Genomic DNA, 16,837 nt, shown 5'->3' on the forward strand with positions numbered 1-16,837 from the left:
TCACAGAGTAAATCATCGTGGATATATTATGGATACATCACAACTCCCTATCATTTATGACATTCTGATCAGTGATATTATTGCATCAGTTGCAGGACTATTCGGCGGCCTCAGTATTTCCTTTTTTTGGCGACCGCAGAAACTGAATAATTACGACAAGTTCATTGCCGCATTAATCATTATCATCATCAGCATTTCAGCTGCCTTCTCACTGGTAGGGATTATCGCCGAATTGCTGCACGTTAATATTAGTAAAATGGAGAACGCAATAGGATTAGGCTATCTGGTTGGCGCTATTAGCGTAGGGCTGGTTACGCTGCTGGCAAATTTCTTCAGCTATCGAGAGAATAACGATATTCTGGATGTCGCATCGGAAATAAAACAGGCCAGGAAAGGCGTTCATTTGATTAATGAGGCCCAGAAAAAAACGCCCGATGACAAAACCCCATCAGACCCTTAAGAGATTGTTCTTAAAGGTCAATGCTCTTGAGAGCAAATGTTCTTAAGAATAAGGGCTTTCAACCGCACATCGCCCGTATGGCAGAAAGGCACCTCGTTGCCTTTCTGCTACTGCTTTCCCTTTTCTGACATGTTCATCCCCCCAGTCAATGCCTTGCCAATAAAGCCAATCCTATATGCGGGGTTCCTCAACGAAGGTGTCTCAATTCGGGACACCTTCGTTAGCGTTCTCTACAGGTTACTGCACAAGAGAGCCGTATTTGGCTGTACGACATCCAGCAGAATTTGGTGGTACTGATGGGACAGCGCAGCAATCTCTTCCGCGTTAAAAGCCGCCTGCTGATAATTAAAACACAGCGCCAGAGCCTCATCGTCATAAACAGAGAGCGTTAAATCCAGCCGAGCCTGATGATTAGCAATATCCGTAATCTGATAGGCAGTTTCATTGATCTGTACGGCTGGCGGCATGGCCGTCAGATAGTTAAAACTCACAGGAAAACGCAGCTTATCAGACCATCCTTTAGCCCGGACATCGGCCATTAACACATCATAAGGCAACGTCTGATTGTCCAAAATCGCATGGATCTTATTCTGGCTGCGGATCAAAAGCGTGTGGAAGGATTCCTGAGCCGGCGCATCATCGTAGTAAGCCACCATGTTAACGAAACAGCCTATTGTGGTGGCGTTTTCCGTCAACATACGGTTCGACACCGGAATACCGATGGGAACATGGCGATAGTTTGTCGTTTTGAGCAGCTGGGTAAAAGCGGTCAGCATGCAAACAAACGGCGTCGTGCGATGCTGTTGGGCATAGTGCTTTATCGCCTGCGTCAGCGTATCTGACAAAATGCACCAATAATTTTCTCCGTCCAGGCTGTCACTGAGCGGGAATGCCGTCGCATCGGCTCCTGCTGCCAGGTAATCCTCCATCTTATCCAGCCAGAACTGCCGCTCTCTCAGATAGCATTGATCTTTGGTGCACCGTTGCTGCTGCCGATAGCGCAGATAGCGCTCTTCACTGCCTATTCGATAGCTGCGATCGCCGGCGCTATAAGCACGGACGTAATCAACGAACTGATGGAAGAACAACCCAATAGCATCATGATCGAATACCGTATGGTGTACACGTCCCAGCAGAATATGCCGTTGCGTTGTCAGCGAAATCAGATGAAAACAGATGAGCGGCGAGTGTTCTACATCCATTTCCGGCGTACTGATCAGCTCCAGCAGCCGTCGGTCACTCAGTGTATTCTTTCCCCCATCGGGAGAGAACGCCGTCAGCCGTTCAATCGGGATCGCCTCGATCGGATAATCCCCTTCAAGGCACTGTAGCCGATCCAGATCGAAGCGGGTTCGCAGCACCGGATTACCTTCCAGAATACGCCGAATACTCCACTCCACGGCAGACTCATCCAGTGGGCCCTTTATCGTCAGACGGAAAGCCAATTGATAGGCCGACGGCTCCGGACTGATCTGATCCAGCGTCAGAAAATAACGCTGCTGCGATGAGGGGGAGAGTGCCTCGATATCCGCGTTGTTCTCGTTAAACGCTGGCTCGTCATCGTTCACATAGTAAGGGACGATGAAAGCCAACAGATGGGGCGTCGCGTTGTTGAAAAATAACGGGTAATCAATTTCACTAAATAGCCTTTTTCTAATCAGTAGTCGGGCTTTCATCGCCTGAAGCGAATCGCCCCCTAAATCGAAAAAGTTATCGTTGGCGCCGAGTTCACGAAAGCCAAGCACCTCTTGCCAGATATCGATCAGTTCCTGTTCCAGCTCATTACCTGCGGTTTTAACCGGATATCCCAACTCAGGGCGCTGCGGACAAGGCTCTGGAAGCCGGCTCACATCCAATTTCCCGTTAGGCAATTTGGGCAGGGTTTCCAGCATAATAAAGTGGGACGGATGCATCGCTCGCGGCAGTTTATCCTGCAAGAAGCGGCGCAGATCGTTCGTGGCAAGCGACGGGTTACGGCTCACCAGATAGGCGACCAGACGCTGACGCCCGTTTTCCTGAATCGGCCGCACCAGCGCCTTGTCGATATCGCCATGCTGACGTAACACAATTTCAACTTCTTCAGGCTCGATACGAATGCCATTAATCTTAATCTGGCGATCGATACGTCCCAGATACAGGATCTCCCCTTCTGGCGTCATTTTCCCTAGATCGCCGGTACGGTGCCCCCAAGAGCGTTTATCAGCCCGAACATGGGTGAAGAAACGCTGCTGCGTTAATTCATCGCGGTTAATATAGCCACGGGCGACGCCTTCACCGAATGCGCAAATTTCCCCTTCTTCCCCTTCAGCCACGGGACGTAGACTCTCATCCACGATCATAATTTCGCTGCCACGCAGTGCCTTACCGAGCGTCACATTTTTCCCCGGCTTTAATTCAGCAAATGAGCAGTTGGCAGTCGTTTCCGTCGGGCCATACAGATTAAAGAGCCTGACATCAGGAATCTGCTGGAACGTACGCTCTTTTAAATCAAAAGAGACAGGCTCGCCGGAGAGAAAAACTGTTTTAGGTAATGCCCACGCGTGAGAAGAAGATGCCTGATAGCGCAACAGCTCATCCCAAACGGTCGGCACGCAATAAATGGCGCCGTCGGGATGTTGCTGATGCCAGCGTAATAAAACCTCCGGCTCATTCAAGCTGTCGGCAGGCAAAATAAACAGGGTGTCGCCGCGTAATAAAGGCGCATAAAGCTGCGTCACGGCAGCGGCAAAGCTGAGTGTTGATGTCAGAGGGAGCGTCGCACGGGTCTCTGGCCACACATCCTCATTGAACCAGTTCAGGTAATAACTCAGGTTCCGGTGCTCAATGGCCACCCCTTTTGGTTTCCCTGTAGAACCGGAGGTATAGAGAATATAAGCAAGATCGTTTTCGCAAACGGGTGGCAGCGTCATCACTGGCGATGCAGGATAATGGATATCCTCTACTACCAGCGTAGAGGGAAAAACCTTATCGATAGCCGTTTTATTTAACATCGCTCGCGTGGAAATAAGTAAAAATGCCGAAGAATCATCAAGGATCTGCATAATTCTTTCTGACGGATGAAAATGCGAGAGCGGAACATAGGTATGTCCTGCTTTTAAAATAGCCAGCAAGACCACGGGCATCATCACACCAGGTTCAAGATAAACGGCGATTCTGCCCCGTTTATTATCTGGATAATGTGATAACAAATAATCTGCCAAACGGCACGACTGAGATTCTAGTTGTTGATAATTCAGCCTGTCGCCATTAAATTCCACCGCCGTTTTATCGGGACTTTTCAGTGACCATTCAGAGATAATTTCAAAGACCGTTTTTCTATTCTTCATCATTTTCCTTCCATATTGTAAAAGGATGCTTTTTTCGGGAATGGTTATAACGCGACTTCCGGTATCTCACGCGGTGAAAAATTAATGCTGTAAAAATAAGAACACGTAATGATGGGTTCGTCATGCTAATACCAGGAAAGACACATGAAATAACGCGTATGCCTGAGTATGGGTTTAACAAATAAAAGACAGTATTGCCTATATCCCAAAAGGACTATGCCAGAATGCGAAAGTCCCCCCGTACCCTGACGGGTATTATTTTCCCTTCCCTTTGCTATTTTTATTGACAGTGCATCACACCCTATCCGCAGATAATTGGAGGCTCCGATGGATTCACAATTTATCGGTTCTGTTATTAATGCGCTACCGCTGGAAAATATGATTAGCGGGCCATTACAAGCAATGATTAACGCACAGGTTCAAGCCAGCAAAGCCTATACGGATTTTTTATTATCCGTATGCATTCAGAATAATAAAGCGGTCGCCATCCAATTCGACTACGACGAAACGCTTATTGATGAAAGCGGCGTCGCAAAAGGTGCCGTGACAAAAACGATGCGCATACCGCTCATTGCCGCGATTACCCATCCGATTATTTCTATTGAAGAAGGGACGATCGATTTCGAGCTTGAAGTCACACAGAGTGAATCTTCATCCGATGATACCGGAGAAGACGGCAATCTGGCGGCGTCACTGGGATGGGGGCCATTCAAAGTCAAAATGGCCGGTCGGGTATCACACAAGTCAGCGCAGACCCGAGCGACGGACACGCGTGCCAAGTACAGCATTCACACGCAGGTAAAACGTCAACCCGCGCCTGAAGCGCTCATGCGCGTCATCGATTTTCTGACCGATGCTGCAATCAGACCCAGTATTCCCGCAGAGAAAAGCGCACCGCAGGTAGCGGAAAACGCCGCACCACAAGCACCTGCGGAGCAACAAGAAGCGTCATCATAATCAAAGCATATTGTTCAGCAGCAATATTACTCAGCGGCAATTACTCAGCGGCATAGTGCATGTGTGCCGTACCTGCATAACGCGTAAAAGGATGCCCGGCGTGACCCCTGGCATCACCAGAGGATCAGACCATGGCATCGGCAAGAGTGCTCCACACCTTATTTGAACAGCAGCGGCATCAAACGCCGGACGCCATCGCCCTGAGAAGCGATACAGAAACGTTGACCTACCGGCAATTGGATCAGCGGGCAAACGCAATGGCGAGCGATCTATTGCAGCGAGGCGTAAGGCCGAAGGATGTTGTCGGTATTTATTTGAATAAAAGCCCGAATCTGATCGTCAGCCTGCTTGGCGTATTGAAAACCGGTGCCTGCTATTTACCGCTTGATCCTTACTATCCGCACGAGCGCCTGGATTACATGGTCAATCATGCCGATGCGCGTCTGGTCATTACCGACAATGCCCACGCGCTTACGCTGGCACCAAGCCATCGTGAGATCGTTGACATCAACCAGATCGATCTGAGCGTTCAGGCTACTCACACGCTTCCCTCTGTCAGTGAAGAACAGCTTTGCTATGTGATGTACACCTCCGGCTCCACCGGAACGCCAAAGGGCGTCATGGTCAGCCACAGGACAGTGGTCAATTATCTGGCGTGGATGCAAAGCGCCTTCGTGCTACAGCACGACGATGTGGTCCTTAACCAGTCCACGTTCAGCTTTGATGTCTCAGTGTGGGAAATTTTCTGGCCGCTGATCGCTGGCGCAAGCTGTGCGGTCATTACCGAGGATGCCAAGTACGATCCGCAGCTGCTGGCTGAATTTATGCACCGTCATCAGGTCACGGTCGCACAGTTCGTACCGACGGCACTGCGCGTCATTGTGGATGCGGAGGTGCTATCTCGCTGCACCTCTCTATGCCATATTTTTTCTGGTGGCGAAGCGCTCGATCAAACGCTGGTCAACGATCTCTCCCTGCAATATCCGGGAAAGATCCACAATCTCTACGGCCCGACGGAGGCAACAATCTTTGCCTGCCATTGGCTCTGCCAGCCGGGAGCAGAAGAAAAAATTGCCCCGATTGGCAAGCCCATCCCGCACGCCATCGCTTATGTATTAGATGAGGCGCAACAGCCAGTCGATGTGGGGGAAAGCGGTGAGCTTTATCTGGCAGGGGATATTCTGGCAAAAGGCTATCTGCATGCGGAAAAGCTGACGCAGGAGCGATTTGTTGATGACCCGTTTAGCCGTCAGACCGGGCAAAAAATGTATAAAACCGGCGACTGGGTTAAGCAGCGCGTCGATGGCGTTCTGGAGTTCATTGGCCGAATAGACAGTCAGGTTAAATTGCGCGGACACCGTATTGAGCTGGCGGAAATAGAAACGCACATACAGGCGCTGCCGCAAATTAACCATGCTGCCGTTATTCTCGAAAAGCGCTCGGAAAACGCGGCGCCATCACTCTCAGCATTTTATGTATTACGGCATCAAAAGCATATCGATATTCAAGAGATAAAAGCGCACCTTGCCAAGACTCTGCCTTTTTTCATGGTGCCCTCTCATTTCGTTGCGTTGGAAAAAATGCCAACGCACCCCAATGGAAAAATTGATAAATCCAAGCTGTGTTCCTGCATAAATAACTAATGGTGAAAAAATGTCAAACGACAAAGCAATATTACCTTCCGAGATAGAGAAAAATATTATTTCTATCTGGCGGACCGTACTCAATAATCCAAAAGTCTCTATTCAAGAGAACTTCTTTGATGCAGGAGGCAATTCCCTGCTGATGTCCAAGGTTTATCGCGAAATAAAAAACAAAATGGAGTCACCTATCTCTATTGTTGATTTATTCCAATACCCAACGGTACAGATGCTAAGCAAGCGTATTAGCGAAGTACACGCGGGGAAATCAAGCAGCAAGAAGTAATTACGCCAAAAGCGTATTTATCCTCCAGGGGAATAACCGCCCAACAATGGGCAATGTGTTTCATCATCCTTATTTCACTGATAATAGGTGGTAATACCATGTCTGCAAATCAATTGAACGCTGCCTCGGCAGTCAAAGCAAAAGTGGCTTCGGCAATTAAATTTGTTCTGAGTCACCAAAATTCATCCAAGCCCGCTCACTACTATGCGATTGGCCAGAAAATTCTTCCTAACACCAAGAAATACTGGAGTGCGAAGTCTATTCCAGCCATTCCTGTTTCAATCAAAGCATCATTGCAACACCCGTCGGCCTCTAACCTGCAAAGCCTAATCAGCCGGGTTACTGCTGGCTTTGCTGGTAGCAAAAAGTAATTAACTTTTAATGTAGCTGTCCCTTCTATATTCACGGCGTAGGACGTCAACCTTTCTTCCTCTGGATAGTATTCGGAGAGAGAAGGTTAGCGGCCTGCGCCGTGAAATAGGAGGCGAATATATTCACGGTGAGGTAATGAAATGAAACAGCAAGAACAGTTCCGCGATAAGGATATTGCCATTGTAGGAATGTCGGCTCGCTTTCCCGGTGCAGAAGATACCGCAATATTTTGGCAAAACCTGTTGGACGGCGTGGAGACGATCAGCACATTCAGTGAAGAAGAACTGAGGGAGTCAGGCATTGAAGAAGAGATGATCGCCTCGCCCAACTATATTCGCCGTCGGGGGATTCTGGGTAACGCACAGCACTTTGACGCTAATTTTTTTGATATTACGCCCCGCGATGCCGAAATTATGGATCCACAGCATCGTGTCTTTTTGGAATGCTGCTGGCACGCGTTTGAAGATGCTGGCTACGTCCCTGCCACCTACCCTGGAAAAGTGGGCATATTCGGCGGAACGGGAACCGCCTGGCATTTGAGTAAAGTGAATGCCCATCCTGAAGTGCAGAAGTACGCCAGCGGTGCGTCGGTCGTCACCAACAATGATAAAGACTACGTAACGACCCGAGTGTCTTACAAGCTCAACCTCAAAGGGCCGAGCGTTAACGTACAGACCGCCTGTTCAACCGCGATGGTCGCCGTCGTGATGGGCATGAACAGCCTGCTGAACGGGGAAAGCGATCTGATCGTCGCGGGTGGCGTTTCCGTGGACACGCCAGAACGCCGGGGTTACCCCTACATGCAAGGCGGTATGGAATCCGCTGATGGCCGCTGCTATGCCTTCGACTCGCGAGCCAACGGCACAGTGTTCAGCCGCGGTGCTGGCGTCGTATTACTGAAACGACTGAATGACGCCGTACGCGACGGCGACCATATTTATGCCGTACTGAAAGGCGGTGCAGTGAATAACGACGGTAACCTGAAAGCCGGTTTTACCGCGCCGAGCATCGACGGGCAAATCGCCGTTGCCAAACAGGCGATCGCCAATGCGCAGCTCGATCCCGCCACGATCAACTTTGTTGAAGCTCACGGCACCGCGACGGCGCTGGGCGATCCCATCGAATTCACCTCGCTCACACAGACGTTTCAGGAATACACGGATAAAACCCAATATTGCCGTCTGGGATCGGTGAAAACCAACATCGGCCATACGGACGCGGCGTCAGGCATGGCCAGCCTCATCAAAGCGTCACTGGCGCTGGAAACCGGCAAACTGCCAGCCTCGCTCCACTTTGAATCGCCAAACCCTAACATTGAGTTTGAAACCAGCCCGTTCATCATGAACACCGAACTCAGTGAGCTGGAACCGTCAGAAACACCGCATCGTGCGCTGGTGAACTCTTTTGGCGTCGGTGGCACCAATGCCTGTGTCATTTTAGAAGCCGCACCGTCGCTAAAAGCGGGCGATACCCATGACAACAGCCTGCTGGTTTTGCCTTTCTCCGCGAAAAGCCGCACGGCGCTGGAAGACATGAAACATCGCCTGCGTGACTATCTCAATGCGCATGACGATGCCAATCTGGCTGATATCGCCTACACCTTGCAGGTTGGGAGACAAAAGTTCTCTCACAGCACGGCTATTATCGGGAAGGATCGCGATTCACTGCTGGCCAAGCTGGATCAACCTTCACTAGTGGTGACGCCGCAGGGAAAAAACCAAAAATCCGTCGTGTTTATGTTCCCGGGACAGGGCAATCAGTACGTAAATATGGCGCGTGAACTGTACGACACCTACGATGTTTTCCGCGCGAGCCTGGATCAATGCTGTGACTATCTGGAGCCCATTCTGGACGTCAATCTGACGTCGATTATCTTTCAGGACAGCGATAATATCGCCGAGTCCCGCATCAATGAAACCCAGTTTACCCAGCCCTCCCTGTTCGTGATCGAGTACAGTCTGGCAAAATTGTGGATGTCATGGGGCATTCAGCCGGATGTCATGATCGGTCACAGCGTGGGGGAATACGTGGCAGCCTGCCTGTCCGGCGTGTTCTCACTGGAAGATGCGCTGAAAGCCGTCGCGATGCGGGGCAAGATGGTACAGGCATTACCCGCGGGAGATATGCTTGCCGTCCTGCTCGATGAAGAAAGCCTGAAGGCTAAACTTCACGGTAGCAAGCTGGAAATTGCGGCGGTTAACTACCCTGGATTATGTGTCATCGCCGGTGCTTCAAACGATGTCGCGCGTTTCCAACAGCAGTTGGAAGACAGCAATATCTTCTGCAAACATCTGGATACTTCGCATGCTTTCCACTCACACATGATGGAACCCATGCTGCCCGCCTTCAAAAAGGTTATTGATAGCATCACGCTGCACGCGCCGCAGATCCCATTTGTTTCTACCGTTAACGGCGAATGGGTGACGGAAGAACTGGCGAAGAACAGCGACTACTGGGTGCGTCACGTACGCAATCCGGTGCTGTTCTCCCACGCCTTCAAAACGCTGATGGCTGAAGAACATCATGATTTCGTGTTCCTTGAAGTCGGACCGGGACGTTCGCTGGAATCGTCCGCCAAGCAACATTTCAGCGCAGAAGACGGCGCGTTGATTTATGCCTCCCTGCCAACGGCGAAAGACGTGGCCTTATCCGGCGAGCATCTCCTGTCGACGCTCGGTGCGCTTTGGGCAAGCGGCGTAAACGTTCCCTGGCAGCAGCATCATCCAGAACAGCACCGTCGCCGTATCCCGCTGCCGGGCTACCCTTTCGAGCGTAAACGCTTCGCCCTGCCAGCCCTGTCGTCAGCCAGTCATGACATGCAGAATGAGCAATCCGTTAAGGCTAAAAAGCGGAAACAGGCGGACATCGGCGATTGGTTCTATATGCCGACCTGGAAGAAAACTATTCCGGCGAAATATATGGCGGGCAAACGCGTTGAAGCAGAGAACACCTGCTGGCTGCTGCTGACGGATACGCTGGGTATCGCCGAACGTGCGAAACAACTGCTGGAAAAGGACGGGCATAAGGTCTTTTTCGTCAGCCCGGGAACGCAGTATCAGGAAGCGCTTTCTGAAGGCCGATACACCCTCGATGCATCCTCGCGTGCCGACTATGTCCGGCTGCTGAAAAGCCTGACAGAACAAGGATTACGCCCATCACGTATCCTGTATTTATGGAACCTGACGGCGGCGGAACAGGTCCAGCCGCTTGACTACACCTATCTCTCCTCACCGCTGAACACGTTCTACCCTGCCCTGTATCTCCAGCAGGCGCTGGTGAACGAGAATTTGCTGGACGATCTGCATGTGACCTTCGCCACCAGCAACACGTTCAGCGTGATGGGTGAGCGCATCGCGTCACCAGAGAATGCGTTACTGGTTGGGCCTTCGCGTGTGTTCTATCACGAGTATCCTGAAGTGCAATGCCATCTGGTGGATATCGATCTTAAACAAAATGCCGAACAGCTTGATGAGTTTGCCCACAGCCTGATTGCAGAAAGCCATATCGCCACACACGGCAATCTGGTGGCTTACCGCGGAAACCAGCGCTGGGAAGAAAGTTATCAGGCCGTACATCTGAAGCAGGATGCCCTCGGTTTACCTGCGGAATTGAAAGACGACGGCGTCTACCTCATCACCGGCGGCCTCGGCGGATTGGGGATACTGCTCGCCAACCACCTGTCTGAAAACAGTAATGCGGCGATCATCCTGACTTACCGTGCAGCGTTACCGCCGCGCGAAGAGTGGCAAGCCTGGATCCAACAGCATCCGGTTGACGATCCTATCAGTGAAAAACTGGCGAGCGTTTTACGTCTGGAAGCCCGTGGCAACACGGTACATCTGGCACAGGTCGATGTGAATGACTATCACGGTATGCGCGAGATGTTATCCGCGTTCCCGCAGGTCGATGGCGTGTTCCATACGGCAGGCGTGGCTGGCGGCGGTATCATTGCTCTGAAGAATGACGCCGATTGCGCCAGCGTGCTTGACCCCAAAGTGGCAGGATCGCTCATTCTGGATGAGCTGCTGCAGGACAAACAGCCTGACTTCTTTATTTTATTCTCTTCTATTACCTCCATCGTCGGTGACGAAGCCCGCATTGATTACTGCTCGGGTAACGCGTTTATGGATGCCTTTGCGCATTATCGCAACCAGCATCGTCGTGGGCGTACCGTCTCGCTGAACTGGGGAAAATGGGGCGATGTGGGAATGGCTGTCCGTTGGGGCAAACAGCTGCAGGAGAAGAAAAACAGCAAGCTGGCTGCCGTTGAGGAAACCAAAGGCGACCTGCTGACGCACCTGGAACGTGAAGGCACGCAGGAAAGCTATCAGGTCAATCTCACCACGCAGGACTGGGTTATCGATGAGCACCGCCTTGCGAAACAACCTTCACTGGTGGGGGCGACAATCTTATCGCTGCTGCATGAATTCATGACGTGCTTTAAGCCTCAGGAAAGCCTTCAGGTCAAGAACCTGATGCTGACCAAGCCGGTGATCTATACCGATGCCTGGCCGCGTCAGATGAGGCTATTCACCACGCCAGAGGGGAAAGGCTATAAGTTCAGCCTCAAGACTCGGGGCGTGCTTGAGCTGGCATGGCAAGAACACGCGTTCGGAAGCATAGGCCATGGCGCTCCAACGGCTGACCTCACGCCACAATCGATTGACGCCATCAAACAGCGCTGCACCACGCAGGTTCCCTACGCGCCGTTTATCACCGAGCTGGGTAATGCCAACACAGGCGAGAATTTCCTGTCGTTTAGCCAGCGTTGGAACAACCACCGCGAGATTGTTCAGGGCCATAACGAATGGCTGATCCACAAAGTGCTGGGAAGCGAGTATACGCACGATCTTACCCGCTACTCGTACCATCCCGCAGTGATTGATGCTACGGCCATCTCCTGCCTGTCATTGATTACACAGGAGAATTTCCTGCCTATCAGCTATGGCAAGATGACCTTCTTATCGCCACTGGGGCAAGAGTGCTACGTCCACGCCAGGCTCAAGCAGGCTTATCAGCCGCAGGATAACGCCATCGTCATGGATATCACGTTCCTTTCACCAGAGGGCGTTCCACTGCTGATCCTGGAAAACTACACACTGATGAAGATGACGATGGGCAATCAGCTCGCTACGTCAGAAAACACATCAGCGGCAGCTACAGCAGCAGTAAAAGTGAATCTGGCAGATAAAGACATTCTGTTGCCAGAAGGGCTGGATGCAATAAAACGCCAGCTCGCGCATCTGGAATTTGAACAGTTAGTCGTCGTCACCAGCGATCTGGATCAGCTCATTTATGAGTCGATCCCTGAACAGGAAACGCCGGAATTCATCTTGCAGGATAGCGAAGCAACGGAAGGGTATGCCCGGCCGGCCCTCTCAGTGGATTACGTTGCGCCAGAAAACGATATCGAGAAAGAGATCGTCAAAGTCTGGCAGTCCATTCTGGGGATCTCGGGGATCGGGGTTAACGACAGCTTTACTGAACTGGGCGGTAACTCGCTGCTGGCAGTACAGGTCGTTTCTACCGTTTCCGGCATATTTGAAATCGATATTCGCGTTGATCTGTTTTACCAGAACCAGACCGTGAAAGGGTTAGCAACGCTGATCCTTACCGAGCTGGAAGCCTTATTGCAGGAATAAGGGAACGGCCGCCTTCAGTATGCATCTCGAAGGCGGCCGCTAATGTAAAACCGAATGTCACAAAATGAGACTCGATAATGACGCAGCTTCCCACCGCAAAACTGACCTCGCTTAGCCTGGATGAACTCAAAAAGCTAGCAAGAGAAAAGAAGAAAACAGGCAACGCAGCCTCAGGCAAAGCCATTGTTCCGCACGCGACACCCGGCAGAGTACATTTCCCCATGACCAGCGCGCAGAAGCGCATCTGGATGCTCTCCCAATATCTTGACGATAGTCAGGTCTACAATAATCCCTATGTGCTTGCCTGCAGGATCGAGCACGACATGGAGCCGCAGCGAGTACAGCAAACGCTCGACTATCTGATGCAACAACATGACATTCTGCGTACGACATTCCGGCTGGTCGATAACGACGTGTGCCAGTGCGTTGCTGACGACATGTCTTTCACGTTCAGCTTTGAAGATATCTCCGCATTCAGCGAAGAAGACATTGAAAAATATGTCTCGGAGACGGCCAAAGCGAAAGGGAATATTGTTTTTGATCTGGAAAATGGCCCCTTGGTTTATCTCCATATGGTCAAAACCCATCAGTACGACTATGTGCTGTTCCTGACCTTTCATCACATTATTTCCGACGGGTGGACGGTCAATGTGTTCTTCAAGATGCTCATGGAAAACTACTTTCGTCTGCTACAGGGCGGGACATTACCCAGCGAAAAAACGCTCCAGTTCACCGATTATGCACTGGCAGAAGATCGATGGTATACCGAGGGCGAATACCAGACCGGGCTGGCCTACTGGGCGAAGAAGTTGGATGGCATCACAGGACAGTTAGATCTGGCGACGGATTACCCGCGTCCAGCCAAAATGAGCACCACCGGGGGAATCGCCAGCCAGTTCTTTGATGCGGCTTTCTGCCAACGCTTACAAACCTGTGCGACACAGCATCAGGCGACACAATTCCACGTTATCCTCACGGCATACCAGCTCCTGCTGCATAAATACAGCGGGCAGCAGGAAATCATCATCGGCGCACCGTTTGCCAACCGAAATTTACCTGCCACGCAAAACATGATGGGGCTATTCATGAATACCCTGCCATTACGTTTTGATATTGATCCTCATGCCAGTGTCGCCTCCCTGATTGAGGGCGCGCGCGCCGAGTGTGAAGAAACCTTGAGATACCAGGATGTGCCGTTCAATTATATTCTGGACGAGATTACCTATGTGCGTAATCCCCAGATCAATCCCATCTTTCAGGCAATCTTGACGTATCAGGTCTTCCCCCATTTTCACAGCAGCCATGGCGGGTTCAAATATAAGCCGTTAAAAGTGGATTACGGCACCGCAAAACTGGATCTGAATTTATGGGTAGAAGAAGACAAGGATAGCGACGGCCTGCTGTTCACCATGAACTACAGTAGCGCATTATTTTCCAGCAGCACCATCCAGCGCATGCTGAACGATCTGCGGACGGTTCTTGAAACCTTAATCACCCAGCCGCAGTTAACCGTTCGGGATATCTCACTGTTAAGCGACGAAGAACGCCGCGCGACAATCGCACAATGCCGCCCGACCGCTAACACATTCCCGCCAGCGGTTCATCATCAGTTTGAACAACAGGCACAGCAACATCCCGATGCCATCGTGGTTCGCTGTGAAGGCCGTACGTTCAGCTATGCTCAGCTCAATGAACGGGCAAACCAGCTGGCTCATCAGCTCCAGAAAGACGGCATTGCTCATGGCGAGTGTGTCGCGCTGTTCATGCCGAAAAGCGAGTATTACGTCGTCGCGATTCTGGCCGTGTTAAAGGCAGGCGGATGCTATGTTCCCATCGATATCGATCTCCCTGAACAACAGGTTGAGTTCATCCTGCAAAATTCCGCCGCCCGCTGTGTCATCATCGACGAACAGGCACCCGGTGACGGGCTCCCCTGCCTCTACGTCAGACAAAATCGCAGCATGATGCCGGTAAGCAACCCATCGCAGCCACAGGCTACGGATGGTCCGGCTTACATCATTTATACCTCGGGCAGTACCGGTAAACCGAAAGGCGTTCGTGTCAAACACTCGCAGTTTAGCCACTACTGTCAGGCCATTCGGCCCGTTCTCAACCTGCCGCCCGATGCTCGCTACGGCATGTTTTCATCCTTCACCACCGATTTGGCACACACGGTACTGTTCCCCGCACTGATTCATCAAGGTCAGTTAGACGTGATCAGCACCGAATTACTCCGCTCCCCACAGGAGCTGTTCGCTTATCTGGCACAATACCCAGTCGATTGCATAAAGATTACGCCGTCGCATTTAGCGACGTTATTGACGTCACCGCAGGCTGAGGCGCTGTTGCCTCGCCAGTTATTGGTTATCGGCGGAGAACGTGTTCCTCTGTCACTCATCAAGCGTGTACGCGAGTTCCAAACATCTTGCCGCCTCCTCAATCATTATGGGCCAACCGAATGCACCGTCGGCGTCACCACCTATCCGGTGCCGGACGATCTCAGACTCCTTTCAGGCGACTATTTGCCTATCGGTAAACCTCTGTCTGATAGCCATGTTCTGCTGCTCGATCCTTACCACCAGCTCGTTCCGGCTGGATTACCAGGAGAAATTTATCTGGGCGGTTCGCATGTCGCAGAAGGGTACATCGGCCTGCCAGATCAAAATAACGCGCGCTTCATTCCTCACCCTTACCTTGAGGGCGAGCGACTTTATCGCAGCGGTGACAAAGGCCGTTTCCTGCCTGATGGCAATCTTGAATTTATGGGGCGTTTGGATCGTCAGGTTAAAGTGCGCGGCTACCGTGTTGAGCTGACGGAGATCGAACAGGCATTACAACAGGTTGCTAATGCGACCCACGTTGCTATTAAACAAAACACGCTGCCTCACGGGGAAACTGTCTTAACCGCGTACCTGTGCGGCATTGATGAACCCAGTCAGGCCACAGTAAAAACGGCGCTGCAAAAAAAGCTGCCAGACTATATGCAGCCAGAACGCTGGGTATGGCTAGACGCGATGCCATTAACCGCCAGCGGTAAGATAAATTATGCCGCGTTACCCCTGCCTTCAGCAGAAAAACGCGTAGCATTCCATGCCCCGGAAAATCAGCGTGAACACGACCTGCATGAAATTTATCGCGACATTTTACAAAGCGAGACGATTGATACGCAGGAGAGCTTCTTTACCCTTGGTGGGAATTCTCTCAGCGCATTAAAGCTCATCCTGAGCGTTAATCAGCACTTTGGGACATCCCTGTCTCTGGGGCAGCTGTTCGAAAACAGCAGCATTGCCCAGTTGGCCCGCGTGATTGAAGACAAGGGATCGCAGACTCAAGCCGCAAGAGTGACGCTCAATCGTGGGCAGCCTGAAGATAACCCCACTTTGCTTCTGATCCATCCCGCTGGCGGTAACGTGCTGTGTTATTCCGGGCTGGCGCGTGAACTGGGCGAGCGCTACCCGATCTATGGCATTCAGGTGCCGGATTTCAGTGTTAACCAGCCTTATAACGCCGATATCAAAGCGCTTGCCGCTTTCTATCTCTCAGAATCAGGCGACATCGTTCATCGCTCCCGTCTGGTACTCGGAGGATGGTCTCTCGGTGCAACTATCGCTTTTGAAATGGCGCAGCAGCTCGCGAAAAAAGGCATAACACCGACGGTGTTAGTGTTGGACCAGCCTGCTCCAGAGATCAACATTGATGGCTCAGCAGACATGAACGAGGCGGAACGTCTGGCGTATTTTGCGCATAAAGTGGCTTTGTTTACCGGTGCATCTTTCGATCTTTCAGAGCAGTCGCTTGCAGACATGAGCAATGCGCAACGAACGTCGCGCTTTCTGGCCGAATTTAAACGTGTGGGGCTGGTGCCTGAGTCGATTGGGCCTGGAGAATTTCAGGACTTTATCAATATCCTGCAAACCCATATCTATGCGACGGATGCTTACCGTGGCGAGCGCTACTCAGGTGATGTGTTGATCGTCGAGGCAGAAGATATTTTACCCGGTCGTATCCGCCTGCCAGAGTCAGGACTGGGGTGGCGTCGCCTCACTTCAGGTTGCCTGACGGTACTACCGACGTCCGGCGATCATATCTCAATGATGAACGCACCGCACATTTCCCGCATAGCCGAACAGCTCAAAAAAGTATGGCAATAACAC

At 51.4% G+C, this 16,837-nt stretch carries 8 protein-coding genes; 7 read left to right on the top strand and 1 reads right to left on the bottom strand.

The annotated features are described in order from the left end of the window. The first annotated feature begins 28 nt into the window (after positions 1 to 28). Positions 29 to 460, top strand: coding sequence for a hypothetical protein (locus tag Q3A88_RS07065; RefSeq protein WP_104212546.1), 432 nt, complete (start codon positions 29 to 31; stop codon positions 458 to 460). Positions 461 to 690: 230 nt separating this feature from the next. Here the strand turns inward: Q3A88_RS07065 and Q3A88_RS07070 are convergent, their stop codons facing one another. After that, the gene (locus Q3A88_RS07070) at positions 691 to 3,789 is read right to left on the bottom strand and encodes an amino acid adenylation domain-containing protein (protein ID WP_317177651.1); all 3,099 of its coding nucleotides are present in this window, start codon (positions 3,787 to 3,789) and stop codon (positions 691 to 693) included. A 324-nt stretch (positions 3,790 to 4,113) separates the two neighbouring features. On the opposite strand from Q3A88_RS07070, the gene Q3A88_RS07075 reads away from it, so the two are divergent. The 6 genes from Q3A88_RS07075 to Q3A88_RS07100 all read left to right on the top strand — a co-directional run bounded on the left by Q3A88_RS07075 (position 4,114) and on the right by Q3A88_RS07100 (position 16,834). Next, entirely contained in the window at positions 4,114 to 4,743 is a 630-nt protein-coding gene (locus Q3A88_RS07075) for a DUF2589 domain-containing protein (protein ID WP_110163478.1), read from the top strand. Positions 4,744 to 4,874: 131 nt separating this feature from the next. Continuing rightward, a complete protein-coding gene (locus tag Q3A88_RS07080; protein WP_110163477.1) occupies positions 4,875 to 6,386 on the top strand; it encodes an amino acid adenylation domain-containing protein in 1,512 nt (503 codons plus the stop codon). 10 nt (positions 6,387 to 6,396) lie between these two features. Next, complete coding sequence (locus Q3A88_RS07085) at positions 6,397 to 6,669, top strand: phosphopantetheine-binding protein (protein WP_010279676.1); 273 nt, start codon at positions 6,397 to 6,399, stop codon at positions 6,667 to 6,669. 98 nt (positions 6,670 to 6,767) lie between these two features. Next, complete coding sequence (locus Q3A88_RS07090; RefSeq protein ID WP_233989615.1) at positions 6,768 to 7,040, top strand: hypothetical protein; 273 nt, start codon at positions 6,768 to 6,770, stop codon at positions 7,038 to 7,040. Positions 7,041 to 7,181: 141 nt separating this feature from the next. Then, the gene (locus Q3A88_RS07095; RefSeq protein ID WP_317177652.1) at positions 7,182 to 12,683 is read left to right on the top strand and encodes a polyketide synthase; all 5,502 of its coding nucleotides are present in this window, start codon (positions 7,182 to 7,184) and stop codon (positions 12,681 to 12,683) included. A gap of 77 nt (positions 12,684 to 12,760) precedes the next feature. Beyond that, entirely contained in the window at positions 12,761 to 16,834 is a 4,074-nt protein-coding gene (locus Q3A88_RS07100) for an amino acid adenylation domain-containing protein (RefSeq protein ID WP_317177653.1), read from the top strand. Positions 16,835 to 16,837: the final 3 nt, after the last annotated feature.

The organism is Pectobacterium sp. HCp5_1, from assembly GCF_032905925.1.
Classification (GTDB): Bacteria; Pseudomonadota; Gammaproteobacteria; order Enterobacterales; family Enterobacteriaceae; genus Pectobacterium; species Pectobacterium brasiliense_A.

Excerpts from the sequence above, each read along its gene's own strand:
- Q3A88_RS07070 (WP_317177651.1), bottom strand. The coding sequence starts at position 3,789 with ATGATGAAGAATAGAAAAACGGTCTTTGAAATTATCTCTGAATGGTCA.
- Q3A88_RS07085 (WP_010279676.1), top strand. The coding sequence starts at position 6,397 with ATGTCAAACGACAAAGCAATATTACCTTCCGAGATAGAGAAAAATATT.
- Q3A88_RS07100 (WP_317177653.1), top strand. The coding sequence starts at position 12,761 with ATGACGCAGCTTCCCACCGCAAAACTGACCTCGCTTAGCCTGGATGAA.
- Q3A88_RS07095 (WP_317177652.1), top strand. The coding sequence starts at position 7,182 with ATGAAACAGCAAGAACAGTTCCGCGATAAGGATATTGCCATTGTAGGA.
- Q3A88_RS07075 (WP_110163478.1), top strand. The coding sequence starts at position 4,114 with ATGGATTCACAATTTATCGGTTCTGTTATTAATGCGCTACCGCTGGAA.
- Q3A88_RS07065 (WP_104212546.1), top strand. The coding sequence starts at position 29 with ATGGATACATCACAACTCCCTATCATTTATGACATTCTGATCAGTGAT.
- Q3A88_RS07080 (WP_110163477.1), top strand. The coding sequence starts at position 4,875 with ATGGCATCGGCAAGAGTGCTCCACACCTTATTTGAACAGCAGCGGCAT.
- Q3A88_RS07090 (WP_233989615.1), top strand. The coding sequence starts at position 6,768 with ATGTCTGCAAATCAATTGAACGCTGCCTCGGCAGTCAAAGCAAAAGTG.